Annotated in this window: 21 protein-coding genes and 1 pseudogene; 8 read left to right on the forward strand and 14 right to left on the reverse strand. The window is 56.2% G+C overall.

Annotation, left to right across the window (positions count from 1 at the left end; all coding sequences use genetic code 11):
* Positions 1-99: 99 nt before the first annotated feature.
* Entirely contained in the window at positions 100-1200 is a 1101-nt protein-coding gene (locus tag GQ39_RS14400) for a low temperature requirement protein A (protein ID WP_047530941.1), read from the forward strand.
* A gap of 141 nt (positions 1201-1341) precedes the next feature.
* On the opposite strand, the gene GQ39_RS14405 is transcribed toward GQ39_RS14400, so the two are convergent.
* Positions 1342-2157, reverse strand: a complete 816-nt coding sequence (locus tag GQ39_RS14405) for a CmcJ/NvfI family oxidoreductase (protein WP_052193593.1) — start codon at positions 2155-2157, stop codon at positions 1342-1344.
* A gap of 568 nt (positions 2158-2725) precedes the next feature.
* Here GQ39_RS14405 and GQ39_RS14410 point away from each other — a divergent pair.
* Both GQ39_RS14410 and GQ39_RS14415 read left to right on the forward strand, forming a co-directional pair.
* Positions 2726-3850, forward strand: coding sequence for an alkene reductase (locus GQ39_RS14410; protein WP_047530945.1), 1125 nt, complete (start codon positions 2726-2728; stop codon positions 3848-3850).
* Between the two features lie 173 nt (positions 3851-4023).
* Complete coding sequence (locus tag GQ39_RS14415) at positions 4024-4329, forward strand: ArsR/SmtB family transcription factor (RefSeq protein ID WP_047530947.1); 306 nt, start codon at positions 4024-4026, stop codon at positions 4327-4329.
* Positions 4330-4425: 96 nt separating this feature from the next.
* Here the strand turns inward: GQ39_RS14415 and GQ39_RS14420 are convergent, their stop codons facing one another.
* Positions 4426-5313 carry a LysR family transcriptional regulator gene (locus GQ39_RS14420; protein ID WP_047530949.1) on the reverse strand — a complete coding sequence of 296 codons (888 nt, stop codon included), beginning with the start codon at positions 5311-5313 and terminating at the stop codon, positions 4426-4428.
* Positions 5314-5416: 103 nt separating this feature from the next.
* On the opposite strand from GQ39_RS14420, the gene GQ39_RS14425 reads away from it, so the two are divergent.
* On the forward strand, positions 5417-6415 hold the full coding sequence (locus tag GQ39_RS14425) for a zinc-dependent alcohol dehydrogenase family protein (protein WP_047530951.1): 999 nt from the start codon (positions 5417-5419) through the stop codon (positions 6413-6415).
* On the opposite strand, the gene GQ39_RS14430 is transcribed toward GQ39_RS14425, so the two are convergent.
* Complete coding sequence (locus GQ39_RS14430; RefSeq protein ID WP_047530952.1) at positions 6412-6714, reverse strand: ArsR/SmtB family transcription factor; 303 nt, start codon at positions 6712-6714, stop codon at positions 6412-6414. The two genes, GQ39_RS14425 and GQ39_RS14430, sit on opposite strands and share 4 nt — an antisense overlap.
* 86 nt (positions 6715-6800) lie before the next feature.
* Between GQ39_RS14430 and GQ39_RS14435 the strand changes: the two genes are divergently transcribed.
* From GQ39_RS14435 to GQ39_RS14445, 3 genes are all read left to right on the forward strand, one after another.
* A complete protein-coding gene (locus GQ39_RS14435) occupies positions 6801-7892 on the forward strand; it encodes an NADH:flavin oxidoreductase/NADH oxidase (protein WP_047530954.1) in 1092 nt (363 codons plus the stop codon).
* Positions 7893-8082: 190 nt separating this feature from the next.
* Positions 8083-8376, forward strand: a complete 294-nt coding sequence (locus GQ39_RS14440; RefSeq protein ID WP_047530955.1) for a putative quinol monooxygenase — start codon at positions 8083-8085, stop codon at positions 8374-8376.
* A 10-nt stretch (positions 8377-8386) separates the two neighbouring features.
* Positions 8387-9406 (forward strand): zinc-binding alcohol dehydrogenase family protein, encoded by a 1020-nt coding sequence (locus tag GQ39_RS14445; RefSeq protein WP_047530958.1) that lies wholly within the window; start codon positions 8387-8389, stop codon positions 9404-9406.
* Positions 9407-9688: 282 nt separating this feature from the next.
* On the opposite strand, the gene GQ39_RS14455 is transcribed toward GQ39_RS14445, so the two are convergent.
* A complete protein-coding gene (locus tag GQ39_RS14455) occupies positions 9689-10996 on the reverse strand; it encodes an OprD family porin (protein ID WP_047530962.1) in 1308 nt (435 codons plus the stop codon).
* Between the two features lie 593 nt (positions 10997-11589).
* Positions 11590-11961 (reverse strand): annotated as a pseudogene (locus GQ39_RS14460) (GAF domain-containing protein); the annotation flags it as partial.
* A 606-nt stretch (positions 11962-12567) separates the two neighbouring features.
* Here GQ39_RS14460 and GQ39_RS14465 point away from each other — a divergent pair.
* Entirely contained in the window at positions 12568-14022 is a 1455-nt protein-coding gene (locus GQ39_RS14465; protein WP_047530966.1) for a tyrosine-type recombinase/integrase, read from the forward strand.
* Positions 14023-14227: 205 nt separating this feature from the next.
* Here the strand turns inward: GQ39_RS14465 and GQ39_RS14470 are convergent, their stop codons facing one another.
* From GQ39_RS14470 to GQ39_RS14510, 9 genes are read right to left on the reverse strand one after another with little or no spacing between them, the layout of a single operon-like run.
* A complete protein-coding gene (locus GQ39_RS14470) occupies positions 14228-15430 on the reverse strand; it encodes an MFS transporter (RefSeq protein ID WP_020300766.1) in 1203 nt (400 codons plus the stop codon).
* On the reverse strand, positions 15430-16170 hold the full coding sequence (locus tag GQ39_RS14475; protein WP_047530979.1) for an alpha/beta fold hydrolase: 741 nt from the start codon (positions 16168-16170) through the stop codon (positions 15430-15432). Before GQ39_RS14475 ends, GQ39_RS14470 begins: the two co-directional genes overlap by 1 nt.
* 42 nt (positions 16171-16212) lie before the next feature.
* Positions 16213-17070: a cache domain-containing protein gene (locus GQ39_RS14480; RefSeq protein ID WP_020300768.1), complete on the reverse strand. Its 858-nt coding sequence runs from the start codon at positions 17068-17070 to the stop codon at positions 16213-16215.
* On the reverse strand, positions 17067-17951 hold the full coding sequence (gene panC / locus GQ39_RS14485) for a pantoate--beta-alanine ligase (protein ID WP_032904506.1): 885 nt from the start codon (positions 17949-17951) through the stop codon (positions 17067-17069). Before panC ends, GQ39_RS14480 begins: the two co-directional genes overlap by 4 nt.
* A 4-nt stretch (positions 17952-17955) precedes the next feature.
* Complete coding sequence (locus GQ39_RS14490) at positions 17956-18507, reverse strand: glutathione peroxidase (protein WP_020300770.1); 552 nt, start codon at positions 18505-18507, stop codon at positions 17956-17958.
* Positions 18508-18531: 24 nt separating this feature from the next.
* A complete protein-coding gene (locus tag GQ39_RS14495) occupies positions 18532-19656 on the reverse strand; it encodes an acyl-CoA dehydrogenase family protein (protein WP_020300771.1) in 1125 nt (374 codons plus the stop codon).
* Between the two features lie 42 nt (positions 19657-19698).
* Positions 19699-20499, reverse strand: a complete 801-nt coding sequence (locus GQ39_RS14500) for a crotonase/enoyl-CoA hydratase family protein (RefSeq protein ID WP_020300772.1) — start codon at positions 20497-20499, stop codon at positions 19699-19701.
* Complete coding sequence (locus GQ39_RS14505; protein WP_020300773.1) at positions 20496-21569, reverse strand: acyl-CoA dehydrogenase family protein; 1074 nt, start codon at positions 21567-21569, stop codon at positions 20496-20498. The genes GQ39_RS14500 and GQ39_RS14505 overlap by 4 nt, the downstream gene beginning before the upstream one ends.
* A complete protein-coding gene (locus tag GQ39_RS14510; RefSeq protein ID WP_020300774.1) occupies positions 21569-22717 on the reverse strand; it encodes an acyl-CoA dehydrogenase family protein in 1149 nt (382 codons plus the stop codon). Before GQ39_RS14510 ends, GQ39_RS14505 begins: the two co-directional genes overlap by 1 nt.
* Positions 22718-22754: the final 37 nt, after the last annotated feature.

Here is a 22754-nt window from a genome sequence, read left to right on the forward strand (position 1 = left end):
GCGACCGCCCCCCAAGGTTGACGCCTATACCCGTCCACCCGTTCGCTTATCCGTTAGTTTCCTTCTACATTAAAGAGGTACACACGGAGCCAGCAGCGAATGAAATCTTTGAAGTATTATGAAAAAAATCGACACGCCACATGGTTAGAGTTGTTTTTTGACCTGACCTTTGTTGTTACAATTGGCCAGGTTACGCATACTCTCGGACATGTTCATCAAGGCCACTTTGAAAATAATCAATTATGGAGATTCCTACTGCTTTTTATTCCATTGTGGTGGGTCTGGTCTAGCCACACGATTTACTCCAATAGGTTTGATACAGACAGTAACCCTCACCGCTTGGCAACATTATTTATAATGTTGCTGCTCATTGTGCTATCTGCACGGATCGGGGAAGACTTGGAAGAAAACTACCCGCTTGTTATTGCCTGCTATTTTGGTATACGTGCCATTATCAGTATTATGTACATTTCGTCCATAAGTAAAGTCGACTCCCGTAGCGAACTCTCCTTTAGGCTTGGCTTCGCACTGTTAGTTAGCGCAGTTGTTAGTCTTTCATCCATTCTATTTGACCCGCCCGTGCGTTACCTTGTCGCTTACATTGGGGTTACTCTTGACATTCTGCTCCCTGTATTTTTCTGGATTAAACTAAAGCCATTGCCAGCACATACAGAACACTTGGTTGAACGCGTAGGCTTACTCACCCTCATCTTATTGGGTGAGTCAGTGATTAGCCTTTCTGGAGGATTATCTGACATTCAATGGGATCGTTATAATGTGACGGCGGCAATCACCGGTTTTATCATGATTTGCAGTATCTGGTGGATCTATTTTGATAGTTTTTACCTGCTGAGCAAAAATGAAAGTAGTATGACTGGACACTCCCTGATTTACTCGCACCTTTTTCTATTTCTGGGGCTAGCACTCCTGGCAAATTTGATCAGGCATGCGATCCTGAATGACATTGCGATGCGCGATTTCCAGATTACGTCAATCATCGGCATGGCCTTATTTTTCTTAGGCAAGCAATATGGCTACTTCATAGCGGTACCTAAAATAAGGAAATACATACTACAAAACACCTTGATCGTGTTTTCTCTAGGTGGTTTGGTTATATTCCTACCCCGCGTCGAGTACATATTGGTCGGCCTGACAGCAACCATGATCTGTTATGTTTTACTAAACTTCAGGTATCGTTGAATCTTTAACGTTGGGCCATATCACGGGTGGATCAGCTATCCGCGCACATCAATACATCCCTACCAACCAAAGCAGGTGGTCGCCAGGAAAGCACGGGGGCAAACACCGCGCGGCGGGAGGCCCGCGCCAAGCGGCAAAAACCTAATCAAAGAAGGCCAGGGTGCGAACTTCGATACTCTCACGCGGCGGGGATCCCGGCGGCGTATTGGGGTCCTTGAAGGCGGTATGGGGCGTGAAGCGGGCACGGCCGTCGTGACGTGAGTCATACCCCTTGATCAGCAAGACTTCGTCACGGCGCATGTCCGGAAAATAGTACCAGCGCTGTTGCGGATTGTAGGCCAGGTGGTAGATCTCACCGATACGATCCGGATAGACCAAATCGGTGGCCAGCAGGTCATTGGGGTCGAGCGTCGAGGCATCCAGCACCGCCAGCGGTGAGCGCTTGACGGGCCCGCTCATCGGGCGCCAGAGGTTAATCTGGGCCACCGACACCAGTGCGGCGGCCTGATCCTGGCCCAGCACGTCGCGAATACGCTCAGGTCCCGAGCGGTCTGTGTAGTCATTATGCACACGGCTGGCTGGCCCGCGAATATCCCGCCGCTCGGCGTCGCTGCGCCTGGTGTGGTCGAAGATGACGACCCGGCTCGCGCCCGTCAACTCCTTGATCAAGGCCCTGACCTCGTCATAGTAGACGCTTTCCACTGAGGTATCGTCGTAGAGATCGTCGACCACCGTATCCCGCCGATGGAGTTCAAACCCCTGCTTGTCCAGAGAAAGGCTGTCTGCCAACGGACGACCGTTGTGTATCGTGACCTCGCGCTCCTCCTGCTCAGCAAAGTAGTGCGGTTCACTGTTACCGGTCAGAGCCTCGGTATGCACATAGGGCTTCGCATCGTGCTTGACCAGGTAGGTGAGTTTTGTGATGACGCTAGCGGGCATATCAGTTGTGCACTTCAAGTAACGCCTCCCGGTCTGCTGACCGCATTCGGCGTGGTGTCACCGTGGCGGCGCTGTAGCTTGCCTGTAAACTGCCTCATCCTCGATCGTATGCCTTCCAAGGGACACTTTCAAATGCACCCCGAGGTGCATGGTCCCCGACCGGTAGAAAAGGACATACCTACCTCGGCACCGACGTGCAGCTTGACCAGTACTGGCGCGTCGGACTCCAGGCCCGCGCCTAGGGCGACTACTACATCGAAGTTCTGAACCAGCAGCGCAAATACGGTGGATATCCGGATGGAAGATCGCATCCCAACACATCATCTTTTGCGCAGCATTGATCAGTATCTCTATCTGAGCAACCTGCGATAGCTGACCAAATTGAGAAAGAAAAAACTAGATATTGACATATCTCGATATCACAAATAGTCTGAGTTCGAAGCCACCCCCCGTATCTCAGGAAGCGCCAAATGCAGAAGATGTGGGTGAACACCTCAACGAAGCGCCTTACGGTTTGCTCTGATCCCGTGGATCCGCATCCATTTAGCGTAATACATCGACATTTCTATATATGCAGGTAAATGAAATGACACAGTCCGCGCTCTTCAAAACCGCACAGCTGGGGCCCTACACCCTCAAGAATCGAATCGTTTTGCCACCACTTACCCGTTCGCGTAGCTCCCAGCCTGGCAACATTCCGAACGATCTCATGGCCACGTATTACCGCCAGCGTACTGGCGCGGGATTCATGGTGACCGAAGGCACCCAGATCGAGCCTCGTGGACAGGGTTATGCCTGGACTCCCGGCATTCACAGCGCCGAGCAGATTGAAGGCTGGCGCAAAATCACCGACGCCGTTCACGCCGAAGGGGGTGTGATCTTCGCTCAACTTTGGCATGTCGGCCGCGTGTCGCACATGTCCTTGCAGCCCGGCGGTGAAGCGCCGGTCGCGCCGTCAACCATAAAGGCGGACAACGTCAAGGTATTCATCGAGACCGGCCCTGGCACGGGTGCACTGGCCGATCCATCGACCCCGCGCGCTCTTTCCACCGCAGAGGTGAAAGAACTGGTCCAGCTCTATGCCCAGGCGGCCCGCAATGCCCTGGACGCTGGGTTCGATGGGGTGGAACTGCACTGCGCGAACGGCTACCTGGTGAACCAGTTCATTTCCGCCCACACAAACCAGCGTGATGATGAATATGGTGGCTCGTTGCAAAATCGACTGCGCTTCCTGCGCGAAATCACCCAGGCAGTTGCTGGCGTCGTTGGCAAGGAGCGTATGGGCGTTCGCTTCGCCCCGCTCTTCGCGACCACCGATGAAGATCGCGTCTACCTCGGCCTGGTCGAGAAAGATCCCCATCAAACCTATGTCGAAGCGGTGAAGATTCTCGAGGAAGTGGGTATCGCCTACCTGTCGCTCGCCGAGGCCGACTGGGAGAACGCACCCGATCTACCTGAAGCGTTCCGGGAAGATATTCGCAGTATCTTCAGCGGTAAGATTCTCTATGCCGGCAGGTACACCGCTGAACGCGGAAATCGTGTCATCCAGGCGGGTTGGGGGGATCTGATCGCGTTTGGTCGTCCTTTCATCGCCAACCCCGACCTGCCCGCCCGTATCGCCAACGACTGGCCGCTCAATCCGGTCGACCCGACAAGCATGTATGGCGGTACTGACAAGGGCTACACCGACTATCCGAGCTATCGCCCCTGAGCAATCCGCGCCGCGTCCCGGACTCCAGGGCGCGGCTTACGCTTGCTGACCGAGGAAGGGGAACATCTTGCCTGGCAACAAACGGACGCAGAGGCCACTTTGGGTGCCTTCCAATTCTCCGTGCGAACGACGAAGATATCGCAATATCGCGAAAAACAGGTATCGCCAATTTTATGAACATTGACATCAACGAAGCCCTGAAAGCCTTGGCGAACCCGACGCGCCTTGACATCCTCAATTGGCTCAAGGATCCCAGGACGAACTTTCCCGAGCAGGAAGTCGACCCGGAAACAGTAGGCGTGTGCGTCAGCATCATCCAGGAGCGCACGGGCCTTTCGCAGTCCACTACATCGCTTTACCTCACAACCCTGCAGCGCGCGCACCTGGTAACCTCGCAGCGGATAGGCCCTTGGACCTATTACAAACGTCACGACGAAAATATCGATGCCTTTTTCAAAGCGCTGCAAGAAAAGATCTAGGTCCAGGCTACCTGAGGACCGTTTACCGGCGGCGCCCAAAGCTTTCCCTTAACGAAAGCGCTTCAAAAGGTGGATTGTCGCCCATCAGCGCTCAGTTTAAACGGGGTGGGCCGCGACCCACTCTTTGAGATGAGCAACAAAACTGAGAACAGTCGGAGCGATGTTTTCTCTCGAAGGGTATACCGCATAGATTCCCACCGGCGGCTCAATGGCCCAATCGGAAAATGCCTCCACCAGCTTTCCTGAATCAAGATCATCTCGTATATGCCAGTCCATCAGCAGCGCTACTCCATGCCCATCTATTGCCATCTGGCGAACCACTTCCCCCAAACTGGATGAAAAACGGTTGCGTATTTTGCATGTTTTTTTAACGCCTCCTCGGGACATGGTCCAACTGGAATCTTTTCCGACGATGAGGCCGTCCAGCGTGGTTAAGTCTTTTGGAGAGGTAGGCATACCCTGTTTTTCCCAATATTGGGGGGCGGCGCAAATCAGACGTCGGGACGCAGAAATCCTCTGCGCGATCAGGGATGAATCGGCCATTACTCCGTGCCGAATCGCAAGGTCGGTACCATGGGCGGCCAAATCAACCAGTTGATCTGTCGGGTGTAAATCAACGATAACGCCAGGGTAGCGTTTGAGATAACTGCTCACGACGCTCGATAAATAACCTTGGGCAAATGTCGCGGAAGCGGTTATGCGTAGATGACCGGTAATTTCGGTCTTCTGGAAAAATCCTCGCTCCGCTTTTTCGACGCTTTCCAGGATGCTTAGTGCGTGTTGATATAGCTTCTCACCGTCCGAAGTGGGACTTAGCTTGCGGGTGGTGCGGTTAAAAAGTCTCCGACCAACGCTGTCTTCAAGGGCCAGAAGACGCTTGCTTGCGCCTGCGGCAGTTATCCCCATTCGTTCGGACGCTGCGCGGATGGAACCCTCCTCGAAAACAGCAATAAACAACCGCAATTCATCAATGGAATCCAGCATTTATTACCAACCAAAAGGACCGAAAGATTCAATAATTCTAGCGTATTTATCCCATATTACTGATGATAAATTTGTTGGCCTATTGTTCCTCGGAGTTTAAGCCTTGAAAGCCATTGTGATAAATCAGCATGGTAACTCAGACCTTTTTGTAGAAATTAATACGGAAAACCCCGTTGCCCGCCCAGGTCATGTGATTATCGACGTGCGGGCGACAAGCGTGAATCCAGTGGACACGAAAATTCGTCGGGGCAGCGAAGGTACGGCCGGTCTGACTTTTCCGGCAATTCTTCACATCGATGTTTCAGGGGTGGTCAGCTCCGTTGGTGCTGGTGTGACCCGCTTTAACGTAGGCGATGAAGTCTATGGCTGTTTCGGCGGCATCGTGGGGATTCCCGGTGCGCTGGCAGATCAGATGGAGGCCGATGCCGAGATGCTTGCTCTAAAACCCAAGTCGCTCTCTTTTGGCGAAGCAGCCAGCTTGCCGCTCGTGGCAATTACGGCCTGGGAGGCGCTGATCGACCGAGCCTCGATCAAACCCAATGACAACGTCTTGGTGCATGGTGGCACCGGTGGTGTTGGGCACATAGGCATTCAATTGGCCAAGGTCCTGGGGGCCAAGGTTTCGACGACGGTTTCAACGCCGGAAAAAGCGGAAATTGCCCGTCGGCTGGGCGCCGATGAGATTATTTTCTATAACAGCGAGACGCCACAGGAATACAACCAGCGAATCACCGAAGGAAAAGGATTCGATACGGTCTTCGATACCTTGGGCGGCGAGGTCTTACAGAACTCACTGAAAGCCGCGAAGCTTAAGGGCCATGTAGTCTCGATCATCGGTTACGACACCTACGATCTGACCGAAATGCACTTTAAAGCATTGAGACTAGACCTGGTATTCATGGCTATTTCGATCATTCATGACGAAGACCGCAAGCACCATGGCGATATCCTGCAAAGACTGGCCGCCCTGGTTGATCGCGGCCTGGTTAAACCACTGATCGATGAGCGCCATGACTTCACTGCTGCGGGTGTCAGCGCGGCACATGATCGCCTTGAGTCAGGCCGTGCCATTGGCAAAGTCGTCATTGAGCGACAGGCTTAGTCGTGCTGGGACAGGATCGTTTCTAGCAGGCCCGGAAAACGGTGACTCAAGTCTTCCCTACGCAACGAGTTCATGTGGGTCGTGCCGATGGTCTGGGTTTGAACCAGGCCGGCATCTCGCAGCACCCGAAAATGATGGGACATGGTGGACTTCGCGCGGCCACCGTCCAGCTCGCCACAGCTGGCCTCTCCCAGCTCGGCGAGGCGCCGGACAATTTCTAGGCGTACAGGGTCGCTCAAGGCGTAAAACAGACGCTCAAGAACGAATTCGCTGAGAGGAAGGTGTTTGAAGGGGCGCATGGGCGAATCATACACGGGTTTGCTCTAGGCCAATAGTTCGAATATTATCGAACAACAGTAATAGTATCCCTCGGAGAAAAAACCTGATGTCTGCACTGTTCCAACCTTTCACGCTCAAGGATGTCTCCCTTCGCAACCGGATCGCGATTCCCCCCATGTGCATGTACTCGGCTAATGATGGGCTGATCAACGATTGGCACACTGTGCACTATGCCACCCTCGCGCGTGGCGGGGCGGGACTGGTGGTTGTCGAGGCGACCGCCGTGTCACCCGAAGGACGGATCACGCCTGGCTGCGCTGGTATCTGGAATGATGAGCTCGCCCGTGCCTTCGTGCCGGTGGTGCAATCGATCAAGGCTGCCGGCGCAGTGCCAGGTATCCAGATTGCCCACGCGGGGCGCAAGGCCAGTGCGAACCGTCCTTGGGAAGGTGACGATCATATCGGCGAGGATGATGCTCGTGGCTGGCAGACCATCGCCCCGTCGGCTGTTGCCTTTGGCGCTCATCTTGCCAAGCAGCCGAAAGCCATGACGCTGGAGGATATCGCCCGGGTGCGCGAGGATTTTGTCTCAGCCGCTCGCCGTGCACGTGAGGCTGGCTTCGAGTGGTTGGAGCTGCATTTCGCCCATGGCTATCTGGCCCAGTCATTCCTCTCTGATCACTCCAATCTTCGTGACGACGTCTACGGCGGAAACTTCGATAACCGTAGCCGCTTTCTGCTGGAAACACTGGCGGCGGTTCGCGAAGTATGGCCAGAGCACTTGCCGCTGACCGCTCGTCTGGGTGTCATCGAATACGACGGCCGGGATGAACAGACCTTGTCAGAGGCTATCGAACTGACGCGTCGCTTCAAGGACGGTGGATTGGACTTGCTCAGCGTCAGTATCGGGTTCACCATCCCTGAATCCAACGTTCCTTGGGCCCCCGGCTTCATGGGCGAAGTTACCCAGCGGGTTCGGCGCGAGGCGGGGATTGCGGTGGCCTCGGCATGGGGCTTCGGCACGCCGAGCGTCGCCGAAGAAGCGGTGAAGAGTGGTCAACTGGACCTGGCGATGATTGGCCGGGCGCACCTGGGCAATCCCAACTGGTCCTATTCAGCCGCCCAGGCGCTGGGTGTAGAGCGTGCTGCCTGGACCCTGCCCGCTCCCTATGCCCATTGGCTTGAACGCTACAGGTGATCCCGCCGGAGCGAGGGCGCTCGCATGGCCTTAGGGCTATCAACTTGGTCGAATGCCCAAGCGGGCAAGATTGTTGTCGCGCTCTCACCCGGATTCAGGTTTTTGGCCGCATGGCCGGCATGGACATCTTCGATACACCCGTGCCAGCCAATGCGTTTCCCCTTTATATCGCACGCAGACAGGAGGTTTGATGACTACCGCTCTAACACTGATTGCCACTTTGGTCGCCAAGGCCGGCTTCGAAACAGAGCTCGAGCAAACGTTGCAGAACCTGCAAGGCCCAAGCCGAGGGGAAGCGGACTGTATCCAGTACGACCTCCATCGTGATGCCGAGCAAGCTCGCACTTTCCACATGATCGAGCAGTGGCGGGACGAAGCGGCGCAGACTGCTCACGAAGCGACACCGCATTTTCAGTCAGCGCTCCCTTTCATCGAACGTGCTGCTGAAAAGCTCACCATCACGAAGATGTATCGCATCTCCTGAGGAGCATCGAATGAAAGCCATTGCACATTTCAAATGCCTGCCTATTGAACATCCCGACGCCTTGGTGGAGATCGATATTCCCGAGCCAGTGCCGGGGCCGCGCGACTTGCTCGTAGAGGTAAAAGCCGTATCGGTCAATCCTGTCGATACCAAGGTGCGGCAGGGCTATGTACCGCACGAGGACGAGAGCCAGCCGCGTATCCTCGGTTGGGATGCTGCCGGCGTGGTCAAGTCGGTGGGCAGCGACGTGACGCTATTCAAGCCCGGTGACAGGGTCTGGTACGCCGGATCGCTGATCCGCCCGGGCAGCAACAGTGAGCTGCAACTGGTGGATGAGCGTATCGTCGGTTCAATGCCCCAGTCACTGGAATTCAGCCAGGCTGCGGCATTGCCACTGACTTCCTTGACCGCATGGGAATTACTTTTTGCTCGCCTCGGTGTTGCACGCGATACCACCGACCGGGGCGAAACGCTGCTGATCATCGGCGCTGCAGGGGGGGTGGGTTCAATCCTGACTCAGCTGGCGCGTCAGTTAACCGGGTTGACGATCATTGGTACGGCTTCGCGCCCTGAAACCCAGGCCTGGGTCACCGAGCTTGGTGCGCATCATGTCATCGACCATACCAAGCCACTCAGCGAGGAGCTCAAGCGCATCGGTATCGCACAAGTCAGCTATGTCGCAAGCCTGACCCAGACCGATCGGCACTTCGAGCAAATCATCGAGTCACTGAAACCTCAGGGCAGGCTGGGCCTGATCGATGACCCGGCCACGCTGGACGCCGTACCGCTCAAGCGCAAGAGCCTGTCGTTGCACTGGGAGCTGATGTACACCCGCTCGCTTTACGAGACAGAGGACATGCAGGAGCAGCACAACATCCTCAACGAAGTTTCGCGGCGCATTGATGCGGGTGACTTGCGCACCACCGTTGGCGACAACTACGGGCGCATCAGCGCAGAAAATCTTCGTCGCGCCCATGCTCTGCTGGAAAGCGGCAAGGCGAAGGGTAAGGTCGTGCTGGAAGGCTTCTAAGAGGGTGTAGACAAACCCGCCGCCCCATTCGTTTTAATGCGATTTGACCATGCCACACTACAAGGCTGATCGCGGATGGGCTGGCTGGGGCAACGTCTTGGGCTGCGGGCCAAAATTCTGCTGTTATTGGCGGAGGGATTAACGCCCAAAGAGGTCAGCCATCAGTTCCAGGTCTCAGCGCCCGCAGCGCTTGCCAAGCTCTTCAAGTGGAACAAGACGACTGAATCCATCATTAGCTCTGTAAACAAAAACAAAGCTGGGAATTAACCGCTCTGACAATAGTTAGAGAAGCGGAATGCTATAGGTCACAAAAATACGATTCTGATCTACGTTACGAGATGCTTCGCTGTTGGACTTGCCGTTACGCCAGCCGAACCCGACGCCTTTTAGCGCTCCCGACTGAAGGACGTAGTCCAGGCTAATGTCTCTTTCCCATTCCTTTTGGTTGGCGCCTGACGTCGTTTTAATGTTATCGCCAGAGAGGTACATGACCGAGCCTTTTAGGCCAGGGACGCCCAGAGCGGCGAAGTCGTAAGCATACTGACCGAAAGCTGTGCGCTCGCCTGCGCGGGTGAAAGTTTGGATAAAGCGGTCTGTATACAGATACAGGCTTGCTCCACCGGCGCCCTTGTTTGGCAGGCTACCTTGACTGAGTTGAGTGAAGTTGCTGCCATCCGACACACTTTGGTACCCCGCAGTAATTGCGTGGCCACCCAGTGTGTAAATCAACGCGGCACTCCAGGTACGGTTATCGATTTCTCCATCACCGTTTTTGGTGTAGCCACTCATTCTGTAGCCTGACGTACCGGAGCTATTTGCACCTGACGAGTCAGTTTTGAAGTAGCGCAGGTCGGTTTTGAGGGACTGATTGTCCGAGATGGCAAGGGTGTGAATCAATCCCAAAAAATGCTGCGTATAGTAGTTATCGAGGCCGGCGTAGTAGTACTGAGCTGTCAGATCCTTGGTGACTTTCCAATCGCCCCCGGCGAAGTCAAACTGATTGCTTTCACGCGTACCACCAGTAACGGCCAGCCCCGTCTGATCGCTCGAACCACGTCCTGTTGCATGTTCAATCCGACCTCCAGTCAAGGTCAGGCGATTGAGCTCGCTCGAGGTGATTTGAACGCCCTCGAAGGTTTGCGGAAGCACGCGCCCATCGTTGGCGACCAGAATGGGGAGTTTCGGAATCAAGGTGCCGTAGCGAAGTTCAGTTTTCGACATTTTGACTTTTCCGGTCAGCCCCAGCCTGCTCCACTCGTCGACGGCACGGTTGTCACTGTCAGAAGGCATCATGCTGCTGCCGACATGCCGTCCTTTGCCGCTGTCCAGGTTAACCCCCAGCAACCCCAGGCCATCGACACCAAAGCCAACCATGCCGTCGGTATAGCCCGATTTGAAGTCCAGCATGAAACCCTGCGCCCATTCTTCGGTTTTAGAAGGGGCGGCAACGCCATCGCGGTTGTCGTTATTGAAGTAGAAGTTTCTCATTCCCAAGGTGGCTTTGCTATCACTCAGGAAGTCAGCATGCGCCTGGACACTCAGGGTGATACTAAGAAACACCGAACTTGCAGTTATTGTTTTTCCACTCATTTATATAGCGCTCCATTTGTTATTTTTAAGTAATAGAAGCAACGCAAAACTTTCCAGGTGCGCGTTTTTATTATTCTTAATATCCTGCTAAAGACGAGAAATCGACGATGCCTAGCCCCTCCTGCATCAAGCTAATATCGTTAATGCAAGTTCCAAAGTCGCTCATCGCACCTGTTTCTGTTATGCAACGCGATAGCGTTAGAGCCGATTGTGTGAGAAAGGCGCAGGGAGTGCCTTGCCTGGGGAAATGGAGTTCTGCGTTGGGGTCTGAAATTTTATCTTATCGTCTGAATTTCAGGACTGGGGCCGGACACAATTGTCGGTCGAGTATCTAAAGGCTCAGCGGGCTGACCTGACGACTGTCCTCAATAGCAACCCGCGGCGCGCCGATCACGACGCCCAAGGCCCAGACTGCGGTGTAATCATCTGCGACAGGTACCGAGACGGACGACGAACATGGCGGTTCCCCGCAATGCCGCCTACGCTTGTTGGATGGTCCCCATGCTTTTGCTCAGGCGATGTATCGGGTCGGAACGATCTGATTTATTTTGACCGTCCGCTCAATGCCAATCCGGACCTGCCCGCGCGTATTGCCAGCAACTGTTATGCCCCAGCGCCAGGCTGCGGAAACGTTCCCAATTTGGATCCCGGGCCATGTCTTCGGTGACCACCAACTCGCGCCGGAACGCTGCGGTGCCACAGGTTCCTTCGTGCGGACCAATGGCCATTCCATGAATCGCGTCACTGTATTCGACCGGCAGGCCGGGAGCCGCGCCGCTCAGCAAGCGTTTGCCCTCGGCATCAGTGAGCAGTATCGAGCAGAAAGTTTCGGGGGCCTGATCATCAAGCATCTGGCAGATGGCGCAGAGTATGTCGCCTAGATGATGATCGGTCGCGATCATACCGAGAATGTCACGTTGCGACTCGGGGAAGGTCTTGCTGTGAAAGCTCGGACGAGTATTCATGGTGATTCCTGAAGACTCTCGAGGTCGTCCGGTCTTCAGAGAGCCCGAAATAGTGGGCGGCCGATCACTGTCCACTAGTGCGTCGGACGCGCACTCTATAGAGCACCGGTTAACTTATAAAAGGCTCAGATCCAACATAAAAAACAGTATCAGATTGCCGTCGTTTAACTGACTTCGCTTTCCTCGAGTCGCGGCAAAATTTCTCGGCCAACGTCATCCGACGCGAGCTCAAGTGAATCGGGCTCCGGTGAATGGTCATGGTGTTCGGCCATTTCGATGTGATTTCAGCTCACTCGGAAAGCAGTGAGAATTCCACTCAGAGCCGGTCGTTTCGTGGGGGTAAAAACGCCAGGAAATAAAAAGGGGTCGCGAGATAAAATCTCGCAACCCCTTGAATTATATGGTCGGGACGGAGTGATTCGAACACTCGACCCCTAGCACCCCATCTCCTTTTTCATACTTCTTGAAAGCTTCCAAAATTTTACTCTGGATTTTTCTAAGCTAGTATTTACTTGAGCTCCAGCGGTGTTCTGCTCTACGAGAGTCCAGTAACGTCCATCAAGAGCCGACGTTTTTGTGGGGGGAAAAGTAGGGGGAACTCATTTTATGGCCAAAATCACCATCAAAGAACTCGAGTCGCTGACCGCCGATGATGCCGGCCGCATCCTCCGGGAGGATGGCAATCTCGCCGGTCGAATCTCAGTCCGTAAAGACGGTGTGTCAGTCAGCTTTTTCTATCGTTATCGCTGGGGCGACCAGAACAAAGAGTACTCCTGCGGGTCCTGGCCGCGCAAATCCCTGACGGACATCCGCAAGGCCCGCAACCAGGCCCGAGCGCTCATCGATGAGCAGATCAATCCCAACGAGCAAAAGAAAACCGCCAAGGCACAGGCTCATGCCGCGACGAACGCAAAAGCCGCACAAGAAAAGTCGACGAAGGTGCAGACACTGACCGTCCAGGATCTGGCCAAGGCCTGGCTGTTGGATGGCGTCGCGCGTAAAGACGGCAATGCCGAGTTGCAACGGCGCTTTAACAAGGACCTATTCCCGGCACTCGGCAAGACCGCGGTGAACAATGTTTCCGAACACGATATTCGGGCGCTGATCCGCACCGTGGTCAACCGCGGCGCTCACCGGCAAGCGATCAGCTTCTTCGCCGACCTCAGCCAGATGTTCAGCTGGGCCAGAAAGCGCCAACCTTGGCGGGCGTTGCTGGTCGAGGGCGATCCAACGGAGCTGGTCGACATCACCCCCCTGATCCCTGCCGATTACGAGGCCGAACGAAGCCGGATCCTTTCGCCGGCTGAGCTGTTGGAACTGCACAACCGCTTCCAGCAAATGACCACCGATTACAACGGCCTCCCCGCCGGGCAAAAATATGAAGGCATTCGACCACTGAAGAAGGAAACCCAACTCGCGCTTTGGATCAGCCTGGGCACCCTGTGCCGGATTGGCGAGTTGCTCCAGGCCGAATGGAAAAATGTCGATCTGGACCAGCAGACGTGGTTCCTCCCCAGTGAAAACGTCAAAGGCACTCGCGGCAAGAAACAGGACCACCATGTATTCCTCTCCCCCTTCGCCCTGCATTTCTTTCAGGAACTGAAGACCCTAACGGGACATTCCCAATGGTGCTTCCCGAACAAGCTGGATGATGGGCATGTGGACGTAAAAGTGGTGAGTAAACAGGTCGGCGATCGCCAGGCGCGGTTCAAAAACCGCAAGGCCCTCTCCAGGCGGCGTCATGACGATACGCTGGTCCTTGCCAACGGCCAGAACGGTGACTGGACACCGCATGACCTGCGCCGAACGGGAGCGACCATGATGCAGGCCTTGAGTGTCAGCCTGGACGTCATCGATCGCTGTCAAAACCATGTGCTGGCCGGCTCTCGGGTGAGACGCCACTACCTGCATCACGACTATGCCGAAGAGAAGAAACGCGCCTGGAATCTGTTGGGCGATCGACTCAGCGCCGTATTGTCCTCAACCTACGAGCACCCAGCGATCGAGTCGATGATGTCCTTTCCAGACTACGCAGCCGCAGAGACTCTGCCGTCCTCATAAGTCGAATTCTTATAACGCTGAACTCCTTGTAGTTATGTATATATCGCTGAGAGCTCGGTTCGGGTCGATTCCGACCCGACATGACACGCAGCAATCGGCCAATAGCGGTATAGCTGGTTCTGTTATTTTCCCGCTGACAGATCGTCGGAGAGCTTACTTGCACGTCAGTTATGTGAAACAGAGGTATGCTATTAAACAACTAACACTAATCGCGTATACGGCCCTTCCGCCATAGGCAGAGCACTACCAGAAACCCGCCCATCGACATCAGTGCTGCACAGAGAAATATCGCAGCAAAACCAAAACCTGACGCAACCAGGCCCATCACCGGACCGGCCATCCCCACTGCAATATCGAAGAATAATGAAAGGGCACTGAGCGCCGAGTTACGGTTCACGGCCGGAGTGCTGGCCAATGTCTCCACCCCAAGCCCCGGGTAGACCCATGACACCCCTATGCCGGTCAGCGCGCCGCCGGCAATTGCCAGCGCAGGCGAAGGCGCGAGCCATATCAGCAGCATGCCCAACGTCTGCACAAGCAGGCAGCCGCCCACCACTTTGTACCCTCTGAATCGCTGCAGTATTCCCGGCGACGACAATCGGGCAACGATGAAGCCTGCGCCGAAACCACTTAAGCAATAAGCGGCGTGGTCCCAGCCGAGACTATCGAAATACAGTGCGACGAAGGCCGTAAGCCCGCCAAATCCTACCGAGCTGCAAACCAGGACCAGGCCGTTGGGCATGACCGCGAACAGGACTCGATAAAAAGCCAGCCGGGCGCCTGCAACCAATGGCGCTGGGCGCTTGCCCAGAGCCAAAAGCAGGAACGCCAAGCCAAGCAACACGGTGCACAGTCCCACACTGGCGATACCCATCGAATTGCGCAGCAGCACACCCAGTGGCGCGCCAACAGCCGTGCCGCCGTAAGCCGCTATTCCGTTCCACGACATGACCTGTGCCGCCCGAGGGGCACCACATAACCCGATGGCCCAGGTGCAGCAGGGCGTGGAGATCATGGCCGTGGACGCCCCCAACACCAGCCTCCCCAGCAGTAATAGCGTCAGGGTCAACCAGGGTTGGGTGGGCAGGATAATGGCGAGCGCCGTCAGGGCGCCGCTCAACATCAAGCCACTGAACCCGCACACAACCGCGTATTTGGCACCCAGGCGATCAGCCACGCCACCGGCCAAGGGGCGGGCCAGGAGCGTCGCCAGGTACTGCGAGCTGATCACCACACCCGCGAAAACCGAGGTCAGGCCCAGGTCATTGAGGACGTAGCCCGGCAACACCGCGAGCGGCAAGCCACTGCACACGTACGAGACAAAGTTGAATACGATGATGGACAGGATCAACCCGTTGCGTTGATTTGCCGTGCCGTCGCTCCGGCTTAAAACACCGATATTGCCCATCACTCATGCCGCTCTATACCCCGTACGACATCCGCCAGCAGCTGGGGGTGTGATACGAACGGCTCGTGCGCCGTATCGATTTCGATCACCACGCCAGCACCGGCACGTTGCGCAAAACGGCGCTGCCAGTCGATGGGCAAAATGTTGTCGCGCAGGGTGATGATGTAAGTCGCCGGGATCGATCCTTGATACCCCTCACGACTGATGGAGTCTGTCGCCACACAGAGTGGCGTCGTGTCCTGACTCACTTCGCTTAACAACCAACTCAGGGTTTGCTCACTCAAGTCCTGACCGAACATGGCCACGGCCAGCGCTTGAGGAGTTGTTTGCACTGGGTCCAGCGGCCAACCGACATGTTCCGGGCTTTCGCCATGCAGCGTAGTGCCAAGCAACTCCAGAATCGACTGGCCTTCACTGGGCAATGCGCAGGCCAGGTAAACCAGCTGCGAATATAGTTGCGGAGCGGCCACCACCATCATTGGCAGCACGCCCCCCGCGATGGAATGCCCAAGCAACACGGCCTGGTTCACGCCGAGTGCATGCAGGTCTTCATTAAGTTCGTTGACCACGTCGTCTAGCCGCAGGGACGCAACATCCCGACCGCGCTTCTTGCCGCACCCTGGCATATCCAGAGTGATCACGCGGTCGAAGCATCCGGGTTGCTGGTTTAACGCTTCCACAAAGTGTTCCCAACACCAGGACCCATGGTTTCCGCCATGCAGCAATACCAAATCAGTCATGCGTACGCTCCTGACAGTGGGTTCCTGTTGTTCCTGCCTTGATCATTTGATTGCATAGCAGCCCACGGCCACGACGTATCCATTAACCCGCTGCAGAAAAGTCCTCTTGTATTCGTTCTGCCCGGTCATAGGGTTGCGCCATTGATAGGTGATCTCGCCTGCTTCATGCGCGTTCATCTGCTTGAGTATGTCCTCGCCAATCGGCTTGCCGTCGGTTGAGCGCAATGACTTGAAGTCGGTGCCGATCAGCCGGGGCGAAAAGCCGTGAGCGACGAACCGCTTGGTTTTCAGGTCCACCACAAAGGCGTAAAGATCATCCTGGGTAAGCTGCTTATCGTGCTGATTAATGAGCTCGACGGTGGTTTTCGCGTTGCTGGCAACTTGCTCGGAAATCTGGCGCAGCAGCTGTTGTGCCTGCTCGGGGCTGGACCGTGGCATGTAGTAACCCACGGAGATCACCCGATCTTTCACTCGTTGATAGAACACGCGCTTACGCTCGACCTTGCCGTGTTGCCAGTTCCACCAGCGGTATTCGGCGCTACGCACGATGCCGTCTTCTGGCTGCGAAATGGCTTGTTGTAATGCAGCCTTGAGGTCGTCGTCCAGCACACTGACCACCGGTTTTCCGACCAGTGAAACCGAAGGCCCACCGCTGGCAAGCATCACACCGGAGGTATCGACCACGTAGATGTACAGCTCACCATCGACATAGGCTCCCTGCCGGCTGAACTCGGCCATAGCGGTGTCGCCCTTGGCTTTGTATTCGGCGACAGCTTTTACCAGCAAGGCGTTGGCACGCTGGGTGTCGGCACCATAGGCATCCACTGGCGCTTGTTGAGCCATGCCGACAAGAGAGACAAGGCACAGGCCAAGAACAGTGAACGCTCGATAAAGGCTCATTGGTGTTGTTCCTCTGGTGATCTTTTTGATGTCCGAAATTCCACTGTCAGATTGTCAATGAGCCGCGTTTTGCCGATGCGCGCCGCCACCAGAATCACAAAGTGAGTATCGGTGCTTGTCAGAGGTTTTAAATCCTGGGCATTCCTGACTTCAAAGTATTCCAGCTGAAAACCGGCGTCGCTTATACGTTGATGACATTCAATCAACTGGCGCTCATCCACCCGCCTCTCAATCTGGATACTCGCCGCCATTTGCTTCAAACAAGCGTAAAGGACGGGGGCTACCGAACGCTCATGGTCACTCAGATAGCCGTTGCGCGACGATAATGCCAAGCCGTCCGCGGCCCGGATCGTCGGTGCACCGACAACGTCAGTCACCATATTGAGATCCCTGACCATCGAGCGGATGACTGCCAGCTGCTGATAGTCCTTTTCCCCGAAAACCGCCACGTCTGGCTGAACGATGTTCAGCAACTTGGCAACGACAGTGGCCATCCCGTCAAAGTGACCAGGGCGTGCTGCACCGCAAAGACCATCAGACACGTTCGGCACACTGACGATGGCCTGATTGAGCATTCCATCTGGATAGATCTGTTCGACAGCAGGGGCAAACAGCGCATCACACCCGGCGTTGACCAGTCTTTCGCGATCGGCGTCGGGGGTCCGAGGATAGTTGGCGAGATCCTCATTCGCCCCGAACTGGAGTGGATTGACGAAGATGCTGGCGACCACAAAGTCGGCTCGCTGCTTTGCGCAATGAATCAGGGCGATATGACCGTCATGCAAGTTGCCCATTGTCGGCACCAGCGCGACTTTCTTGTTTTCACCTCGTGCACGCGCCACGAGCGCACGAAGCGCGCTAACCGTATCGACTGTCAGCACCACTTCACGCCTCTTGGACTAATTGAGCTTCGATTGCTTCAAGCAAACGAGGATCATCAGCCGCAATGTCCGGAGCAAAACGAGCAACGACCGTGCCCTGCCGATCAATCAGAAACTTTTCGAAGTTCCAGAGTACGTCCGTTGTGTTGTCTGACTCGATTCCATAACCCTGCAGACGCTCCCGAAAAGGGCCCTCACCCGTCGTTTCGAGTTGTGCGGCAGTCAGCTCGGCGTAGAGAGGATGCTGGTCCGCGCCGACAACCGATATTTTCGAGAACAACGGAAAGTGAATGTCATAGTTCACTGAACAGAACTCAACGATTTCCACATCGCTACCCGGTTCTTGTTCCTTGAAGTTGTTGGCGGGGAAACCCAGTATTTCCAGGCCTTGGGATTTTTTGTCTTGGTACAGTTTTTCCAAACCCTCGTATTGCGGGGTAAGCCCGCATTTTGAAGCGACGTTGACCACCAGCAGAACTTTGCCCCGATAGTCGCCAAGGGTGCGGACGCTTCCATCGATCTGCTTCAGCGAAATGTCGTAAAGGGAGTTACTCATCAGTTTGCCTCATGCAGGTGTGCTTCAAAGAGTACGGCCGATGATTTCTTTCATGATTTCCGAGGTGCCGCCATAGATGCGCGCGACCCGGGCGTCGACCCAGGCGCGGCTGATCTTGTATTCACTCATGAAGCCGTAGCCGCCATGTAATTGCAGGAATTCGTCAAGCAGCTTGCCCTGCATTTCCGATCCCAGCAGTTTGGCCATTGCCGCGATTTCCGGCGTCAGTTCACCGCGCATCACTTTGGCCAGGCAGTCGTCGACGAACACCCGCAACATGGTGGCCTGGGCCTTGGCTTCAGCGAGTTTGAAGCGGGTGTTCTGGAAGTCGAGTACCGGTTTTCCGAAGACCTTGCGCTCCCGGGTGTAGCCGATGGTTTCTTCCAGCAGCGTGTCGATGGATTGCGCGGCACGAATCGCGATGATCAGGCGTTCCCAAGCCAATTGATGAGTCAGGTATTTGAATCCCATGCCCTCCTCACCCAATCGATTGCCGACGGGCACCCGGACTTCATCAAAAAACAATTCGGCGGTGTCTTGCCCTTTCAGGCCAATCTTTTCCAGCAGACGCCCCTTGGCGAAGCCGGCTCGGTCTTCCTCAACGCAGATCAGGGTCAGTTCTTTGGCCGAAGGGTCAATCTTGGTGGCAGTGACCACAAGGCCAGCATTACCGCCGTTAGTGATGAAAGTCTTCTGACCGTTGACGATGTAGTCGTCACCATCACGCCGCGCCGAAGTACGCATGGCTCGCAGGTCGCTACCAATGCCTGGTTCGCTCATGGCAATCACGCCAATCAATTCACCGCTGACCATGCGCGGCAGCCATTGCTGCTTTTGCTCTTCGCTGCCATAGGCAACGATGTAAGGGGTGACGATTTCCGAGTGAGTGGTGAAACCTACGGCGGTGGCGTTGGCTCGCGCCAGCTCTTCGATCATCACCGCCGAGTGACCGAAGTCGCCTCCGGGGCCACCGTATTCTTCGGGCACCGTGGAGCATAACAAGCCGTTCTCACCGGCCTTGAGCCAGACTTCCTTGGGAACGATGCCGTTCTTTTCCCACTCATGCAGGTAGGGCACAATTTCGCGGTCGACGAAACGGCGGGCCTGATCACGGAACATGTTGTGGTCTTCTCGAAATACGCCACGCATTTTGCTTACTCCAGATCGATTCTTGTATTGGGCGATGGGTAATCAGCGGTCCTGGTAATTGGGATCACGCTTGTCGACAAAAGCCGCTACCGCTTCCTGATGGTCTTCGGTGTGATGTGCCAGCGCCTGATACGCCGCCGACAATTCCAGCAGCGAATCGAGGCGCATATGTTGGCCTTCGCGCAGCAGACGCTTGCACAGGCGCAACGCATGACCGGGATTACTGGCGATTCGCCGCGCGAGCGCCTGCGCTTCCGATTGCAGCGTTTCGTGGGTGCAGACTTGCTCGACCAGGCCCCATTCCAGCGCCTTGGCTGCATCGATAGCGTCACCGGTAAACGCCATCAAACTGGCTTTCGGGATACCAATGATGCGCGGCAACAGCCAGGCGCCGCCGTCACCAGGAACAATGCCCAGGCGCACGAAACTCTCGGCGAAGATCGCCTTGGGCGCCGCCAGCCGGATATCGCACATACAGGCAAGATCGAGGCCGGCACCCATTGCCGGGCCGTTAACTGCGGCGATCACTGGGATATCAAGCTCATAAATCGCCAGGGGAATACGCTGAATACCATCACGGTAGGTATTGCGCAGTTCATACGGCGAGCCGGCGAAAATGCCGCCGCGCTCGTGCATGTCCTTGACGTTGCCACCGGCACAAAAAGCGCTGCCATTGCCAGTGAGCACCATGACCCGCACCGACATATCACGGCGCAGCTCGGCGCAGAGATCGACAAACTCCTGAATCTGCTCACGCGTCGTCAGGGCATTGCGGGTATCGGGATGGTTCATGCGCACGGTGACGATGCCGCCCTCACGCTCAATCTGAAGAAACGGGCTCATACCGGATTACTCGCGAGACGGGTTAAGGGTTGTTGGCCATGGCTGGTGAGCAACGGCCAGTATCCATCACTGCCGCCCAGGCATATCTGAGTGCCTAGACGCTGACTCCAAAGGGAGGCCGAGCCGAATTCACTGCGCCACGCCCACAACCGACGGGTGAGCAGATGCAGCGGATATTCCTCGGTAAAGCCAATGGCACCATGCACTGAATGGGCGATGCTGGCGCCGACGCTTGCGGCTTCTGCGGTGCTGATTTTTGCCGCGGCAATGGTCAGCGCGGCGAGCCCCGCACTGGATTCCGTGAAGGCCGCCTCGGCCGCGATGCCGGCGGCGGCAGCCTGCTCAGCGAATACTGCGAGCTGTTGTTGAATGGCTTGAAAAGAACCGATTGCCTTGCCGAACTGCTTGCGTTCACTGGCATAGTTGGCGGTCATGTCCAGTAGCGCGTGCAACGCCCCGGCGGACTGCGCCGCGCGCAGCATCGCGCCGCCCAATTCCAGGACATTGGCGTCGAGCCCGCTGGGCAACGGTGCTTGCGCCAATACCTTGGCACTAGTGAAACCCAAATCATCGCGCGGTTCGCCCGCCACATTCAGACTCAACGTCAGTTCGCTTGCAGCGCTACGCGGCAGCAGCACCACATGCGCAACACCGGCTGGGCTATTGGCGATGGCGACGACCGCTTCAACGTTGCGCCCCCAAGGGACCGAGCAGGCGGTGCCATAAACGCGCTCGCCATCAAGCACCAGATCGGAATTGGCGGCCACGCTGATTGCACCCGCCCTTCCCTCCAGGCCGGCCTTGCTCAGCAGCCAGTTGCCGAGCAAGGCCTCACCCAGTGGCGCGGGCACTGAAAAGCGCCCGGCGGCACGGACCAACACATACATATCGGCCCAACTGGCTTCAGCGCCGCCCAGCGCTTCGGATACACCCGCCAGGGTGAAGCCCGACTCGTCCAGCGCGGCCCACAACTCGGCCGGCCATTCGCCGCCTTCACAGCCCATCACGTAAGCCGGCGTCGCCAGATCGGCAAACAGGCGTTCAATCGTCGCTTCGAATATCTCGCGCATTATCGCAACCCCAGGCCGCGGGCAATGATGCCGCGCAGAATTTCGCGAGTGCCCCCGCGCAGTGAGAATGAGGGCGCCATCTGTGTCAGGTAGGCCAGCACGCGTGCATGCTCGCTGCCGCCGTCCTGCCGTGGCTCGGTTTCCAGCAACAGCTGGGCTACCTCGGGGATTTCCTGCTCAAAAGCATTGCCAAGGTCTTTCACACAGGAGGCCGCCCAGGCTGGATGTTCACCCGCCGCCAACTGTGCCGTGACCGACAACGACATATTGCGCAGCGTCAGCAGCTTGGCCGACAGCCGTCCGATCTCCCGCGCTTGTAGTGCGTCAGGGGTCTTGCCCACTGCGTCGATCAGTGTTTTCAACAACGCCATGCAACTGAGGAAACGTTCAGGGCCGCTGCGTTCGAAGGCCAGTTCAGCGGTCACCTGATCCCAACCCTTGCCCTCAGTGCCAATCAAGGCATCGGCGGGCAGCCGCACATTGTCGAAAAACACTTCGTTGAAGTGCTCGCCACCGGCCAGGTCGCGAATCGGGCGGATGGTGATGCCGGGCAGGCTAAGGTCGACGATGAATTGCGACATGCCCTCATGCCGGGCCGCTTGTTTCTCACTGGTACGCACCAGGGCAATCATGTACTGCGAATGGTGCGCGTTGGTGGTCCAGACCTTCTGGCCATTGACTAGCCAGCTATCGCCATCACGCACAGCAGTGCTTTTGATCGAAGCCAGGTCCGAGCCGGAATTGGGCTCGCTCATGCCGATGCAGAAGTAACTTTCACCCCGGCAAATGGCTGGCAGGTAGTGCTGTTTTTGTTGCTCGGTACCGAAGCGATTGATCAGCGGCCCGCTTTGCCGGTCGGCGATCCAGTGGGCCGATACCGGCGCACCGGAGGCCAGCAATTCTTCAATGATCACGTAGCGTGCAAAAGGACCCGCCTCGCCACCGCCGTAGGCTGTGGGCAAGGCCATGCCGACCCAGCCTCGCGCGCCGAGTTTCTTGCTGAATTCCGCGTCGAAGCCCATCCAGGACTGCGCACTCAAGGTAGGTGGGTAATCGGCCAGTGTGTCGAGAATGAACGCCCGCACTTCGGTGCGAAGCGCTTCCGCCTCGGGAGGAATATTGCTGTAGGAAAATTGACTGATGGCCATATGCGCTCTCTAACGCTGAACACAGGCGCAATCGCTT

The organism is Pseudomonas sp. 11/12A (genome assembly GCF_000800055.1).
Lineage (GTDB): Bacteria > Pseudomonadota > Gammaproteobacteria > Pseudomonadales > Pseudomonadaceae > Aquipseudomonas > Aquipseudomonas mohnii.